Raw genomic sequence first — 13736 nt, forward strand, 5'->3', positions numbered from 1 at the left:
CATGCGCCTTCCCTACGCCTACTCGCTGTTGGCGGCGAGCCTGCTCGCCTGCGCTCCCCTAACCCAGGCCGCGAGCAATCTCGTCTACTGCTCGGAAGCCAGCCCTGCCGGTTTCGATCCGGCGCAATACACCTCGGGCACCGAGTTCGATGCCTCGGCGGAAACGGTCTTCAACCGCCTGGTGCAGTTCCAGCGCGGCGGCACCACCCTGGAGCCGGGCCTGGCGACCCAATGGGACGTGAGCGCGGATGGCAAGACCTATACCTTCCACCTGCGCCAGGGCGTGAAATTCCACACCACCGACTACTTCAAGCCCACACGCGACTTCACTGCCGACGACGTGGTCTTCACCTTCCAGCGCATGCTCGACAAGGAGCAGCCGTTCCGTAAGGCCTATCCCACGGAGTTCCCCTACTTCACCGACATGGGGCTGGACCAGAACATCGCCAACGTGGCCAAGGTCGATGACCACACCGTGGTCTTCACCCTGAACAAGGTGGACGCCGCCTTCGCCGCCGACCTGGCCATGAGCTTCGCCTCCATTCAATCGGCCGAGTACGCCGCGCAGCTGCTCAAGGAAGGCAAGCCGGAACTGCTCAACCAGCAGCCCATCGGCACCGGGCCCTTCGTCTTCAGCCGCTACCAGAAGGATGCGGTGATCCGCTTCAAGGGCAATCCGGACTACTGGAAGCCCGCGGACGTCAAGCTCGACAACCTGATCTTCGCCATCACCCCCGACGCCGCTACCCGCCTGCAGAAGCTCAAGGCCAACGAGTGCCAGGTCAGCGGTTATGCACGCCCGGCGGATCTGGTGGAGATGAAGCAGGATCCTCATCTCAAGGTGCTCCAGCAGCCGGGTTTCAACGTCGGCTTCCTCGCCTACAACGTTCAGCATCCGCCGCTGGACAAGCCCGAGGTGCGCCGTGCCCTGGACATGGCCATCAACAAGCAGGCCATCGTCGATACCGTGTTTCAAGGGGCCGGCCAGGTCGCGCAGAACGTGATCCCGCCGAATCAGTGGTCCTACGACAAGCAGATCAAGGGTGCGCCCTATGATCCGGCCAAGGCCCGCGCGCTGCTCAAGCAAGCCGGGATCAAGGACGGCACCGAGATCGCCCTCTGGGCCATGACCGTGCAGCGCTCTTCCAATCCCAACGCCCGCCAGTCGGCGCAGATGATCCAGCAGGACTGGGCCAAGGTCGGCATCAAGGCCAGGATCGTCAGCTACGAATGGGGCGAGTACATCAAGAGAGCCAAGGCCGGCGAACACGATGTCCTGACCTATGGCTGGACCGGCGACAACGGCGATCCGGACAACTGGCTGGGCGTGCTCTATGGCTGCAGCGCCATCGGCGGCAGCAACTATGCGCGCTGGTGCGACAAGGACTACGACGCCCTGATCCAGCAGGCCAAGACCAGCAATGATCGCGCCGAGCGCACCCGTCTCTACGAGCAGGCGCAACAGCTCATTCGCCAGCAGATGCCGGTGAGCCCCATGGCCCATTCGGTGGTGTCCCAGCCCATGCGCAAAGAGGTGCAGGGCTTCAAGATCAACCCCTTCGGCGTCACCGGTTTCTATGGCGTAAGCCTCGACCGCTGATCCTGTCCGGCCCGCGGGCCTTCACGAGGAGCCTTCCGTGTCCAAACCGCTATTCTCGCTGTCTCTCGCCGCCCTCCTCTGCCTGACGGCCAACGCCGCCCTGGCGCGGCCCCTGGTGGTCTGCACCGAGGCCAATCCGGAAGGCTTCGATCCAGGCCGCTACACCTCGGGCTACACCTTCAACGCCTCGGCCACGCCGCTCTACAACCGCCTGGTGGAATTCAAGCAGGGCACCGCCGAGCTGGAGCCGGGCCTGGCCGAAAGCTGGGAGGTCTCCGCCGATGGCCTGCAGTACACCTTCGCCCTGCGCCAGGGGGTGAAATTCCACACCACCGACTACTTCAAGCCGACGCGTGACTTCAACGCCGACGACGTGGTGTTCAGCTTCGAGCGCATGCTCGACAAGAACAATCCCTGGTACAACCTCTCCCCCAGCGGCTATCCCTATGCGGCGGCCATGGAGATGGGCACCCTGATCAAGTCCATCGAGAAGGTGGACGCAAGCCACGTGCGCTTCACCCTCAACCAGCCCGAGGCGCCCTTCCTGGCCGACCTGGCCATGGCCTTCGGTTCGATCCTGTCCAAGGAATACGCCGACAGCCTGCTGGCCAGCAAGAAGACCGACGACATCAACCAGAAGCCCATCGGCACCGGTCCCTTCGTCTTCCAGCGTTATGCCAAGGATTCCAATACCCGCTACAAGGTCAATCCGGACTACTTCGGCAAGAAGCCGCAGATGGATGGCCTGGTGCTGGCGGTGACCCTGGATCCCAATGTGCGCATCCAGCGGGTACGCAACAACGAGTGCCAGATAGGCCTGACGGTCAAACCGCAGGACGTGCCGATGCTCAAGCAGGACAAGAGCCTCAAGCTGGCCCAGGTGGAAAGCCAGACCACCTCCTTCCTGGCGATGAACACCCGGCACAAGGCGCTGAGCGACGTACGGGTCCGCCAGGCCATCGCCATGGCCTTCGATCAGCAGAACTACCTGAAGACGGTGTTCGGCGAAGGCGGTGCCAAGGCGGCGATCAATCCCTATCCCTCTTCGCTGCTGGGCTACGCCAAGGACATCAAGCCCTGGCCCCATGATGTGGAAAAAGCCAAGGCGCTGCTCAAGGAAGCCGGCTACACCGACGGCCTCACCCTCAAGTACTACATCAGCACCGGCAGCGGCCCGGGCGGCAGTCCGGCCCTGGTGGCCCAGCTGATCCAGGGTGACCTGGCCAAGATCGGCATCAAGGCCGAGATCACCCAGTTCGAGTGGGGCGAGTTCGTCAAGCGCACCAAGGCCGGTGAGCACGACCTGATGATGATGAGCTGGACCGGCGACAACGGCGATCCGGACAACTTCCTCACCACCAACCTGAGCTGCGCTGCGACTGAAAGTGGCGAGAACCGCGCCTTCTGGTGCGACAAGGCCTTCAACGATGCCATCGAAAAGGCCAAGCGCATCAACGACCCGGCCCAGCGCACGGCGCTGTATGAGCAGGCGCAGCAGATCTTCCACCAGCAGATGCCCTGGATTCCGCTGGCGCACCCGCTGTTCACCGACGTCCTGCAACCCAAGGTGCAGGGCTATGTGCAGAGTCCGCTGGGGGTCTACGACTTCTCCACGGTGACCCTCGACTGATCGGCAGCTGATGCCGTAAGCGACCGGGCCCGGGCGGCCCGTCCCCTCGACCCTTCCCGACTCGCGCCGTGTTTCGGCGCGACGGGTTCGGTCGTGCCGGAAAACGCCCAGATAACAGAAAAAACGATAGCTTTGGAGCACCTTCTATGACCAACGTCCACCGTGGAGGCCTCGCCCTCTCCCTGCTCACCCTGGCCCTGACCGCCCACGCCCAGTCCCCGGCGCCGGAAGATCCCAGCTACGCCAACGAGGTCCAGACCCTGCCCAACGTGCAGAAGCCGGTGAAGGGCCAGGCAGGCGCCAAGGGCTTCTTCGCCGATGACAGCCTGACCCTGACCACGCGCAACTTCTTTGCCCGCGAGACCAGCTCCGATCCGGTCTTCAGCTACAGCAAGAACGGCACCCGGGTGCGCACCCACTCGCGCAATACCTGGGTCCAGGCCACGGCGCTCAAGTACAGCTCCGGCTACACCCAGGGTCCGGTGGGCTTCGGCATCGACGTGGCCGGCTACCAGGCCACCAACCTGGAGCGCGGCAAGGGCCAGATCGGTGGCGGCGGCAACCGCACCCTGGCCAACGCCGAGGGTGAGGGCCATGCCGAGTGGTCCAAGCTGGGCATCGCCGATGCACGCTTCCGCGTCTCCAACACCGAACTCAAGATCGGTCGTTTCATGCTCGACACCCCGGTGATCAGCTACAACGACAACCGCCCCTTCCCCTCCGGTTTCGACGGTTTCGCCCTGACCAGCGATGAATGGGACAACCTCTCGCTGCAGGGCGGCAGCTTCACCCGCGTCAGCCCGCGGACCGGCGCTGGCGATGAGAAGTGGACCACCGAGTACGGCACCCGAGAGGTCACCGCCGACCGCCTGAGCTTTCTCGGCGGCAACTACAAGCTGCCCCAGGGCTGGGAGGTCAGCGTCTATGGCGCCAACTTCGAAGACGTCTGGAACCAGTACTTCCTGAGCGTCACCCAGGCCGGCGGCAACCTCGACACCTTCGCCTGGAAGGCGGTGGCCAACGCCTATCGCACCGTCGACGCCGGCAGCGCCAAGGCCGGCGACATCGACAACACTGCCTGGAGCCTGGCGTTCACCGGCAGCCACCAAGCCCACAGCCTGACTCTGGCCTACCAGCAGATCGACGGCAACGAGTACTTCGACTACGCCCACGAGACCGCGGCCATCTACCTGGCCAACTCCCTGGTCTCGGACTACAACGGCCCCAACGAGAAGTCGCTGCAGATCCGCTACGAGACCGACTGGAGCTACTTCGGCGTGCCCGGTCTGAGCACCGGCGTCTGGTACGCCAAGGGCTGGGACATCGACGGCACCCACTACGACGCCGGCGCCGGCAAGTACGCCAACTATGCGGAAGTCCTGCAGCAGGATGGCGAGAAGCACCGCGAGATCGGCCTGGTCACCACCTACAAGGTGCAACAGGGCACGCTCAAGGACAGCCGCTTCCGCCTGCTGCTGACCGATCACCGCGCCAGCCAGAATCAGGTCGACGGCAACGTCAAGGAGCTGCGCCTGGTCTCCACCCTGCCGTTCAACCTGCTGTGACGGCCATGCCCGGCAGATTTCTCGCGGCGCCCGGCATCTGGCGGGGATCGCGTCGCGAACACCGGCGAAGCCCCGGCCATGTCGAGGATATCGACGCCCGTGGCAACGTGGTAGTCTGCCGGGTTTGGAGCGCTGGCCCAGAGCGCTCTTCGAACCTACTCGTAGGATCGAACGAGCCTGCTGCCCGCAGGTGGCGTTCGGTACGGACCAGGATGGTCCCTTCAGGGATGAATCCAGACCCACAAGGTCTGAGAGTCAGAGCAAAAGCTCTTTAGCTTTTGCGCGGGCTCTCACTTAAAAACGCGGCCGGGCATGTACTCGCGCCGTCTTGATCAGCCTCAAGAGGAGATACCCCCTCCGATGCTCGCCTTCATCGCCCGTCGCTTCGGGCTGCTGATACCGACGTTCTTTGGCGTCACCCTGCTGACCTTCGCCCTGATCCGCCTCATCCCCGGCGATCCGGTGGAAGTCATGATGGGCGAACGCCGCGTCGATCCGCAGATGCACGCCGAAGCCATGCACCGCCTGGGCCTCGACAAGCCCCTGTACCAGCAGTATTTCGACTACATCGGCAATCTCGCCCAGGGCAACCTCGGCGAATCCCTACGCAGTCGCGTCGGGGTCTGGGACGAATTCCTGACCCTGTTCCCGGCCACCCTGGAACTCTCGGTGGCGGCCATGCTGTTCGCCACGGTCTTCGGCGTGCTGGCCGGCATCATCGCCGCCCTCAGGCGCGGCTCCACGGTGGACCACGGGGTGATGGGCGTGGCCCTGACCGGCTATTCGATGCCGATCTTCTGGTGGGGCCTGCTGCTGATCATGCTGTTCTCGGTGCAACTCGGCTGGACCCCGGTCTCCGGTCGCCTGGACCTGCTCTACGACATTCCGCCGCGCACCGGCTTCATGCTCATCGACACCCTGCTCTCCGATGAGCCCGGCGCCTTCGTCGATGCCCTCAAGCACCTGATCCTGCCGGCCATCGTGGTGGGCACCATTCCCCTGGCGGTAATCGCCCGCATGACCCGCTCGGCCATGCTCGAGGTCCTGCGTGAGGACTATGTGCGCACCGCTCGCGCCAAGGGTCTGTCGCCAGGCCGAGTGGTCTTCGTCCACGCCCTGCGCAATGCCCTGATCCCGGTGTTGACGGTGCTCGGCCTGCAGGTCGGCAGCCTGCTCTCCGGCGCGGTGCTCACCGAGACCATCTTTTCCTGGCCCGGCATCGGCAAGTGGCTGATCGAGGCCATCGGCGCCCGGGACTACCCAGTGGTGCAGAACGGCATCCTGCTGATCGCCACCCTGGTCATCCTGGTCAATTTCGTCGTGGACATCCTCTACGGCCTGGTCAATCCGCGCATCCGCCACCAGCGTTGATGCGCCCATACGGACAGAGCCTATGACAACGGTAAACACCCCGGCCGCTCAAGACCCGAGCGCCCTCTATCCCTCTCCCTTCAAGGAGTTCTGGCACGCCTTCGCCCGCAACAAGGGCGCCCTCGGTGGGCTGGTCTTCATGGTCATCGTGGTGTTCTGCGCGCTCTTCGCGCCCTGGGTCGCACCCCATGCGCCCAGCGAGCAGTTCCGCGACTTCATGCTCACCCCGCCGCTGTGGCTGGACGGTGGCAACAGCCAGTTCCCGCTGGGCACCGACGAGCTGGGGCGTGACCTGCTCAGCCGACTGATCCACGGCGCCCGGCTGTCGCTGCTGATCGGCCTGGCCTCGGTGGTCTTCTCGCTGATCCCCGGCATCCTGCTTGGGCTGGTCGCCGGCTTCTCGCCCAACCGCGCCGGTCCGGTGATCATGCGCCTGATGGACATCATGCTGGCGCTGCCCTCGCTGCTGCTGGCCGTGGCCATCGTCGCCATCCTCGGCCCAGGCCTGATCAACACCGTGGTGGCCATCGCCATCGTCTCGCTGCCCTCCTATGTCCGCCTGACCCGCGCCGCGGTGATGGGCGAACTGCATCGCGACTACGTCACCGCCTCGCGACTGGCCGGCGCCGGCACCCTGCGCCTGATGTTCGTCAGCGTGCTGCCCAACTGCATGGCGCCGCTGATCGTCCAGGCCACCCTGAGCTTTTCCTCGGCGATCCTCGATGCCGCCGCCCTGGGCTTCCTCGGCCTCGGCGTGCAGCCGCCCACCCCCGAGTGGGGCACCATGTTGGCCTCGGCCCGCGACTACATCGAGCGCGCCTGGTGGGTGGTGACCCTGCCGGGTCTCGCCATCCTCTTCACCGTGCTGGCCATCAACCTGATGGGCGACGGCCTGCGCGATGCCCTCGATCCGCGTCTGAAGGTGCAGTCATGAGCCTCCTCGAAATCCAGAACCTCTCGGTGCGCTTCGGTGGCACCGACGCCCCGCCGGTGGTGGAAGGCCTCGATCTCACCGTGGATCAGGGCGAGATCGTCGCCATCGTCGGCGAATCCGGCTCCGGCAAGTCGGTGACCATGATGGCCGTGATGGGCCTGATCGATCACCCCGGCCGCATCACCGCCGACCGCCTGGCCTTCGACGGCCAGGACCTGCTCAGCCTCAAGGGCCGCCGCCGGCGGCACCTGATAGGCAAGGAGCTGTCGATGGTCTTCCAGGACCCGATGACGGCGCTCAACCCCAGCTACACCGTGGGCTTCCAGCTGGAAGAGGTGATCCGCCAGCACCTGGGCCTCAAGGGTCGCGCCGCTCGCCAGCGCGCCCTGGAATTGCTGGAAAAGGTCGAGATCCCGGCCGCGGCCAGTCGCCTCGGCGCCTATCCGCACCAGCTGTCCGGGGGCATGAGCCAGCGCGTCGCCATCGCCATGGCCATCGCCGCCGAGCCGCGCCTGCTCATCGCCGACGAACCCACCACCGCCTTGGACGTGACCATCCAGGCGCAGATCATGGAGCTGCTGGTCAATCTGCAGCGCGACGAGGGCATGGGCCTGATCCTCATCACCCACGACCTCGCCGTGGTGGCCGAGACCGCCCAGCGCGTGGTGGTGATGTATGCCGGTCAGGCGGTGGAGAAAGGCGTGGTGCCGACGCTGTTCGACGCCCCCGCCCATCCCTACACCGAAGCTCTGCTGGCGGCCATTCCCGAACACAGCCAGACCGACCGCCTGCACACCCTGCCCGGCATCGTCCCCGGTCGCTACGACCGGCCGGCCGGCTGCCTGCTCAGCCCGCGCTGCCCCTATGTGCAGCCGCGCTGCCAGGAGCGCCCGGCGCTGGAGCCCTACGATCGCGGGGCGGTGCGCTGCTTCTTCCCGCGCAACGTAGCGCCCGGCGAGGTGCCCGAGGTGCTGCCCGAACATCAACGTCCCAGCCAGTTGCCGGAGGATCGCCATGGCGCCGTCTGAAGCCACCGTCCTCGCCCGCTCCACCCCTGCGGAGCAGGCGCCCGAGCACCTCGTGCTCGAAGCCAAGGGCCTGACCCAGCACTATCAAATCTCCCGCGGGCTGTTCAAGGACAATGCCACGGTCAAGGCGCTCAACGGCGTCTCCTTCGACCTGCAGGCCGGGCGCACCCTGGCCGTGGTGGGTGAGTCCGGTTGCGGCAAGTCGACCCTGGCCCGTGCCCTGACCCTGATCGAGCAGCCCACCGCCGGCAGCCTGGTCATCGGCGGCCAGGACGTGGCCAACGCCGACGCCGCCCGCCGCAAGGAACTGCGCCGCGAGGTGCAGATGGTGTTCCAGAACCCCTACGCCTCGCTCAATCCGCGGCGCAAGATCGGCGACCAGCTGGCCGAACCGCTGCAGATCAACACTAGCCTGTCCCGCAGCGAAAGACGCGAGAAGGTGCAGGCGATGATGCAGCAGGTGGGCCTGCGTCCGGAGCACTACCAGCGCTATCCGCACATGTTCTCCGGTGGCCAGCGCCAGCGTATCGCCGTGGCCCGCGCCATGATGCTGCAGCCCAAGGTGCTGGTGGCGGACGAGCCGACCTCGGCGCTGGACGTTTCCATCCAGGCGCAGGTGCTCAATCTGTTCATGGATCTGCAGCAGCAGTACCGGACCGCCTATGTGTTCATCTCCCACAACCTCTCGGTGGTGCGCCATATCGCCGACGAGGTGATGGTGATGTACCTGGGCTGCATCGTCGAAAAGACCAGTCGCGACCTGCTGTTCGAGCGGCCCCTGCATCCCTATACCCAGATGCTGCTGTCGGCCACCCCGAGTCTGCACCCGGATCCGAGCAAGCCGCGCATCCGCATCCAGGGCGAACTGCCCAATCCGCTGGATCCGCCACCCGGTTGCGTCTTCCACCGTCGTTGCCCCTATGCGACGGAGAAGTGCAAGACCGAGGTCCCGGCGTTGCGCAACGTGGAAGCCCGCCAGGTGGCCTGCCACTATGCGGAGAACTTTCTCTAGCTGGAAAAGCTGATCGCGGCCATGGGCCGCTCCTACAGGGTGTACCGTAACCTGTAGGAGCGGTCGCTACGGCGCACCGCCATGGCCGCGATGGAGATCCCGCCCCATGCACATCCGCCCCTTCCAGTCCGCCGACACCGATGCCCTGGTCAGCCTCTGGCAGGCCTGTGATATGACTCGCCCCTGGAACGATCCCTACCGTGACATCCAGCGCAAGCTTGCCGAGCAACCCGAGTTGTTCCTGGTGGGCGAGGTGGACGGCACCCTCATGGCCAGCGTCATGGTCGGCACCGATGGCCATCGCGGCTGGCTCTACTACCTGGCGGTGGCACCGGAGCATCAGCGGCGTGGCCACGCCCGGCGGCTGGTGGCGACTGCCGAACAGCTGCTGAGCGAACGCGGCTGCCCCAAGCTGCAGCTGATGGTGCGGCGGGACAATGCGGCAATCATCGGCTTCTATACGGCCTTGGGTTATGTGGAAGCCGAGGTCATCACCCTGGGCAAGCGGCTGATCGCCGACGATTAGGGTGGAAGGCGGCGAAGCCCTGTCCGCTGGCGATACTCAACGCCCAGTGGAAAACGCCCAGCGGCTTTCCACGCTACGGACCGATAGCGTCCGTAGCGGAGGTAACGGCGCAGCCTTACCCCCGCGGAGTCGAACCTGCTGTGGAAATCCCTGGACGGTTTTCACCGCGTGTAGCCGGTGTAGAGTGGATGGACAGGGAAGACCCTGTGAGGAGACGGGCTTCCGCCTTCCCTGTTAGCGAGGCCGTCAGGTCCCTGTCACCTCGCTGTCAGGCTGCTGTCGGGTTGTCGTCGTGTCGGACAGAAGGCCCTGCGGCTAGGCTTTTGCTCGTCCACCACCGCTGGAGAAACCGAGATGCAACTGCCTAACAAGATCAAGGAACACCGCCTGGCCCGAGCGTGGTCGCAAGAGCAGCTGGCTGAACTCGCGGGCATCAGCACCCGTACGGTGCAACGCATCGAAAATGGCGAGCAGGCCAGTCTGGAGACCCTGAGCGCCCTGGCTGCCGTTCTGGAAATCAGCGTTGCCGACCTGACAGGGCAAGCCACTCAAGCAGTGGGATCCGCTGCAGACGAGCGAATCGCGAATGCCCGTGAACAGGTCGCCGCCGAGATCGGCTTCTATTGGCAGGTGCTGCGCGGCCTGGTCATCTGTGTCTTTCTCTATGTGCTCAATCGCGCGACCTCGCCTGAGAGCCACTGGTCCCTGTGGGTCGCCGCCATCTGGGGAATTCTGTTGCTGGGTCGTGGCATCCAGACCTTCTTCCTGCGCGACAGGATCGCCCTCTGGCAGCACGCCCGGCTGCAAAAGCTCTTGCGGAAGTAGGAAAGGCCACCGATCGGTACCAGCGTTAGGCGCAGCTGAACCGCCTAGCTGGTCATGGCGCTGCTACTGGGCAGCCAGACCTTCGGGGCAGGCGGCGCCGTTGGGCTTCGCTGCGCTCAGCGCCAACCTACGGGTGTGTCATCAAACCGCCGTAGGTTGGGCCGAGACGGTTCCAGCGTCGAAACCCGACATGTCCGCGCCGGGTAGAGGAGCGTTGGGCTTCGCTGCGCTCAGCGCCAACCTACGTCAGCGGGGCAGCAGGTCCACCAATGGCCCTGGGTGCTTACGGACTTCGATGTAGGGCACCAGGGTGCCACCGGGTTCGTCGCAGCTGCGGGCGGCGCGGAAGAAGGTCGGGCCCAGGTAGAGACCCTTGGGCGTCAGGTACCAGGGCGCGAATTGCCAGACGTCGGCGCTGCGATAGTCGCAGCCATCGCCGTCGGCCGGCGCCTGCATCAGCTCCGGATACAGCCGGGTGAACAACCGCACCACCCAGGGCGCCAGGGTCTTTTCCCGATAGTCCGCCAGGGCCTGGGAATAGCGATCCTCCGGCGCCAGACGAAGCGGCTGGCCGTGGCCCAGCCAGAGGAAGTCTTCCAGCGCCAATTCCTGCCCGGTCTGGAGATCCAGGGTCAGGGGTGCGCTGCCGAAATCCGGGTGGGCCGCGCCGCTGCAGCTGTATTGGCTGAACAGATTGACGCTGAGCACCCGCTGGGTGAGCAGCTGCGGGGTCACGGTCAGGCTGTGCTCGCCATCAGGGCCGATGCAGCTCAGATGGGCGTCTACCTCCGCCCAGAGTCGGTCACGCAGCACGGCATTGGCCGCCTCGCTGGCGCCCTCCACGGTGAACAGCCGCATGCCCGACACCGGCTCGCGCCACCAGTGCAGCTCACGACCCATGAAGGCCTGGCGCTCACCCTGCTCCAGGATCAGCCCCTGCAGGCGGCGGAATTCGTAGGGATCGTCCTGCCGCAGTGTCTGCCGATAGCGATCCGCCGCCGCGGACTGTCCCAGCTGCAGCGGCGCCAGGGCGAGCGGCAGAGTCTTGCCCGCTCCGCTCCAGGTACCGTTCCAGCGACCGTCCTTGCCGCGCGTCAGCGACCAGCTGGCCTTGGGGCCGTCCTGCCAGGGCGCACCCTCCTCCAACCTGAGCTGGTCGCCCGATTGCGCCGGACCGCTCAGGCGCAGATCGCGGCGATAGCGGTCATAGAAGTAGCGGCCAGAAGCTTCGTCATTGGCGGTGGGATCGACCTCCACCACCACCCGGGACTGGCCGAGAGTGCCTTCCAGCAGCAGCTTTTCGGCATGGGCGGCGCTGGTGATCATCAGCAGGGTCAGCAACGGTCCGGACAGGCGAAATTTCATCAGGGCTCCAGCGGCCAGCGTATCGGTGATGGGCCCAGAGTAGAGCAGTAGCGCCGGACTGTCGCGCAGAGGCCAGCGGACAAGACACTGCCGCGCGCTGCTCCCGCCATGGGACAATGACGTTTTGCCAATCGCTGGACGCCCATGGACCTCCCTGCCCTGCTCACCCGCCTGCACGCCATCCGCGATGCCAACGCCTGGCGGCGCTATCACAACCCCAAGAATCTGGCGATGGCCGCCAGCGTCGAGATGGCCGAGCTGGTGGAGATCTTCCAGTGGAAAAGCGATGCCGAGGCCCGCGAGCTGAGCGCCGCCGAGCGCGAACACGCCGGCCAGGAGATCGCCGACGTGCTGCTCTATCTGCTGCAACTGGGCAGCGAACTGGAGCTGGACGTGGAACAGGCAGTGCTGGCCAAGCTGGCCGACAACGAGAGGCGCTTCCTGCCGTGAGCGATACCTTCTTCGACGACCGCGCCACCCGTTTCGCCGCCAACATCTATGGCGGCACCAAGGGCGCCATCCGCCTGGCGGTGCTGCAGGCGGATCTCGCCGAGGTACTGCCCGGGCGTCCCCTGCGGGTGCTGGACATCGGTGCCGGCCTGGGCCACATGAGTCTCTGGCTGGCCCAGCAGGGCCATGCCGTGACCCTGGCCGAGCCGTCGGCGCCCATGCTCGCCGGCGCCCAGGAGGCCTTTGCCGCGGCCGGACTCGGCGCCGATTGGCTGGCATTGCCCTGGCAGGAGTTGCCCGCCTTCGCCGAGCCCTTCGACCTGGTGCTCTGCCACGCAGTGCTGGAATGGCTGGAGACGCCTACGGCGATCCTGCCGACGCTAGAGCGCTGCCTGGCCCCGAACGGCTGGCTGTCCCTGGCCTTCTACAACCGCGACGCCCTGATCTATCGCAATCTTCTCAAGGGGCATTTCCGCAAACTCAGGCAGGGCGATTACGCGGGCGCCGGCCAACGGGGCCTCACCCCGCAACGGCCCCTCGATCCGCGCGAAGTCGAGGCCTGGCTGACGCCGGACTGGCGGATCCAGGCGCGCAGCGGCGTACGGGTCTTTCACGACTACATGCCGCCGGAATTCCAGGCTCGCGCCAACGGCGAGGAACTGGTGGCCATGGAGTTGGCCCACCGGCGGCACCCGGCTTTCGCGGGCCTGGGGCGCTATCTGCATTGGCTCTGCCAAGCTAAGGCAGGATAACGCCGGGCGCGGTATGCTCTGGCCAGCATTCCTTCGAGGAACGGTCATGCGTCGCCCCCTGCTCTGCCTGTCGCTCGCGCTGCTCGCCCTGGCCGGTTGCCAGACGCCCAATCCCTATGTCGCCAGCAGCCTCCCGGAGGCCGCGGTGCCGGTACTGCCGCAGCAGGATCCGGCGGCCTACCCGCCAGCGCCCCGCGACTGGAGTCGCTATCGCACCTGGAGTTGGGCACCTGGTGCCGCGGTGGTCAGCGGTGGCCTGGATGGCCAGACCGTGCAGCAGGCGGTGGCCGATGGCCTCGACCAGCGCGGGTTGCGACCGGCCATCGGCGGTGCCCGCGCCGATCTCCAGGTGCGTGCCCGCCTCACCCAGCAGCAGCGCAGCGAGCAGTACACCGACTACTACGACACCAGCTACGGCTACGGCGGCTACGGGCCCTATGGCTATGGCCCCGGCTATGGCGCCACGGTCGGCCAGGCGCGGACCCGCACCCGGACCTTTGTGGTCGATGTGCTGGAGGTGGAATTGCTCGATCCCGCCACGGGGCGCGTGCTCTGGCATTCGGCCGCCGAGCAGGCCACCGGCGGCAACAGCGGCGAACGCGCACGTACCCTGAGAGACACCACCCGCCGCCTGCTGGCCAACTATCCGCCGAGCTGAGGGGATAAGTGGCCCTCAAG

At 66.0% G+C, this 13736-nt stretch carries 13 protein-coding genes; 12 read left to right on the forward strand and 1 reads right to left on the reverse strand.

Going from position 1 to position 13736, the window contains the following annotated elements:
• The first annotated feature begins 1 nt into the window (after position 1).
• The 9 genes from C722_RS0120960 (at position 2) to C722_RS0121000 (ending at position 10491) form a co-directional block, all read left to right on the forward strand.
• Positions 2-1600 carry an ABC transporter substrate-binding protein gene (locus C722_RS0120960; protein WP_017642396.1) on the forward strand — a complete coding sequence of 533 codons (1599 nt, stop codon included), beginning with the start codon at positions 2-4 and terminating at the stop codon, positions 1598-1600.
• A gap of 37 nt (positions 1601-1637) precedes the next feature.
• Positions 1638-3230: an ABC transporter substrate-binding protein gene (locus tag C722_RS0120965; protein ID WP_017642397.1), complete on the forward strand. Its 1593-nt coding sequence runs from the start codon at positions 1638-1640 to the stop codon at positions 3228-3230.
• Between the two features lie 146 nt (positions 3231-3376).
• Positions 3377-4795, forward strand: a complete 1419-nt coding sequence (locus tag C722_RS0120970; protein WP_017642398.1) for an OprD family outer membrane porin — start codon at positions 3377-3379, stop codon at positions 4793-4795.
• 360 nt (positions 4796-5155) lie between these two features.
• The gene (locus C722_RS0120975) at positions 5156-6166 is read left to right on the forward strand and encodes an ABC transporter permease subunit (protein WP_017642399.1); all 1011 of its coding nucleotides are present in this window, start codon (positions 5156-5158) and stop codon (positions 6164-6166) included.
• Positions 6167-6188: 22 nt separating this feature from the next.
• The gene (locus C722_RS0120980; RefSeq protein WP_017642400.1) at positions 6189-7100 is read left to right on the forward strand and encodes an ABC transporter permease subunit; all 912 of its coding nucleotides are present in this window, start codon (positions 6189-6191) and stop codon (positions 7098-7100) included.
• Positions 7097-8128, forward strand: a complete 1032-nt coding sequence (locus tag C722_RS0120985; protein WP_017642401.1) for an ABC transporter ATP-binding protein — start codon at positions 7097-7099, stop codon at positions 8126-8128. Before C722_RS0120980 ends, C722_RS0120985 begins: the two co-directional genes overlap by 4 nt.
• Positions 8115-9140, forward strand: coding sequence for a peptide ABC transporter ATP-binding protein (locus C722_RS0120990; protein WP_017642402.1), 1026 nt, complete (start codon positions 8115-8117; stop codon positions 9138-9140). The genes C722_RS0120985 and C722_RS0120990 overlap by 14 nt, the downstream gene beginning before the upstream one ends.
• Before the next feature lie 106 nt (positions 9141-9246).
• Positions 9247-9666 carry a GNAT family acetyltransferase gene (locus C722_RS0120995; RefSeq protein WP_017642403.1) on the forward strand — a complete coding sequence of 140 codons (420 nt, stop codon included), beginning with the start codon at positions 9247-9249 and terminating at the stop codon, positions 9664-9666.
• Positions 9667-10020: 354 nt separating this feature from the next.
• Positions 10021-10491 (forward strand): helix-turn-helix domain-containing protein, encoded by a 471-nt coding sequence (locus C722_RS0121000; RefSeq protein ID WP_017642404.1) that lies wholly within the window; start codon positions 10021-10023, stop codon positions 10489-10491.
• 246 nt (positions 10492-10737) lie between these two features.
• Here the strand turns inward: C722_RS0121000 and C722_RS0121005 are convergent, their stop codons facing one another.
• Positions 10738-11856 carry a hypothetical protein gene (locus C722_RS0121005; RefSeq protein WP_017642405.1) on the reverse strand — a complete coding sequence of 373 codons (1119 nt, stop codon included), beginning with the start codon at positions 11854-11856 and terminating at the stop codon, positions 10738-10740.
• Between the two features lie 144 nt (positions 11857-12000).
• Here C722_RS0121005 and C722_RS0121010 point away from each other — a divergent pair, with 144 nt between their 5' ends.
• The 3 genes from C722_RS0121010 to C722_RS0121020 are packed head-to-tail and all read left to right on the forward strand — an operon-like array spanning position 12001 to position 13716.
• A complete protein-coding gene (locus C722_RS0121010) occupies positions 12001-12306 on the forward strand; it encodes a nucleotide pyrophosphohydrolase (RefSeq protein ID WP_017642406.1) in 306 nt (101 codons plus the stop codon).
• A complete protein-coding gene (locus C722_RS0121015; protein ID WP_017642407.1) occupies positions 12303-13058 on the forward strand; it encodes a methyltransferase domain-containing protein in 756 nt (251 codons plus the stop codon). Before C722_RS0121010 ends, C722_RS0121015 begins: the two co-directional genes overlap by 4 nt.
• Positions 13059-13104: 46 nt before the next feature.
• Positions 13105-13716: a DUF4136 domain-containing protein gene (locus C722_RS0121020; RefSeq protein WP_017642408.1), complete on the forward strand. Its 612-nt coding sequence runs from the start codon at positions 13105-13107 to the stop codon at positions 13714-13716.
• Positions 13717-13736: the final 20 nt, after the last annotated feature.

The sequence above is a fragment of the Pseudomonas sp. 313 genome (assembly GCF_000316965.1).
GTDB lineage: Bacteria > Pseudomonadota > Gammaproteobacteria > Pseudomonadales > Pseudomonadaceae > Chryseomonas > Chryseomonas benzopyrenica.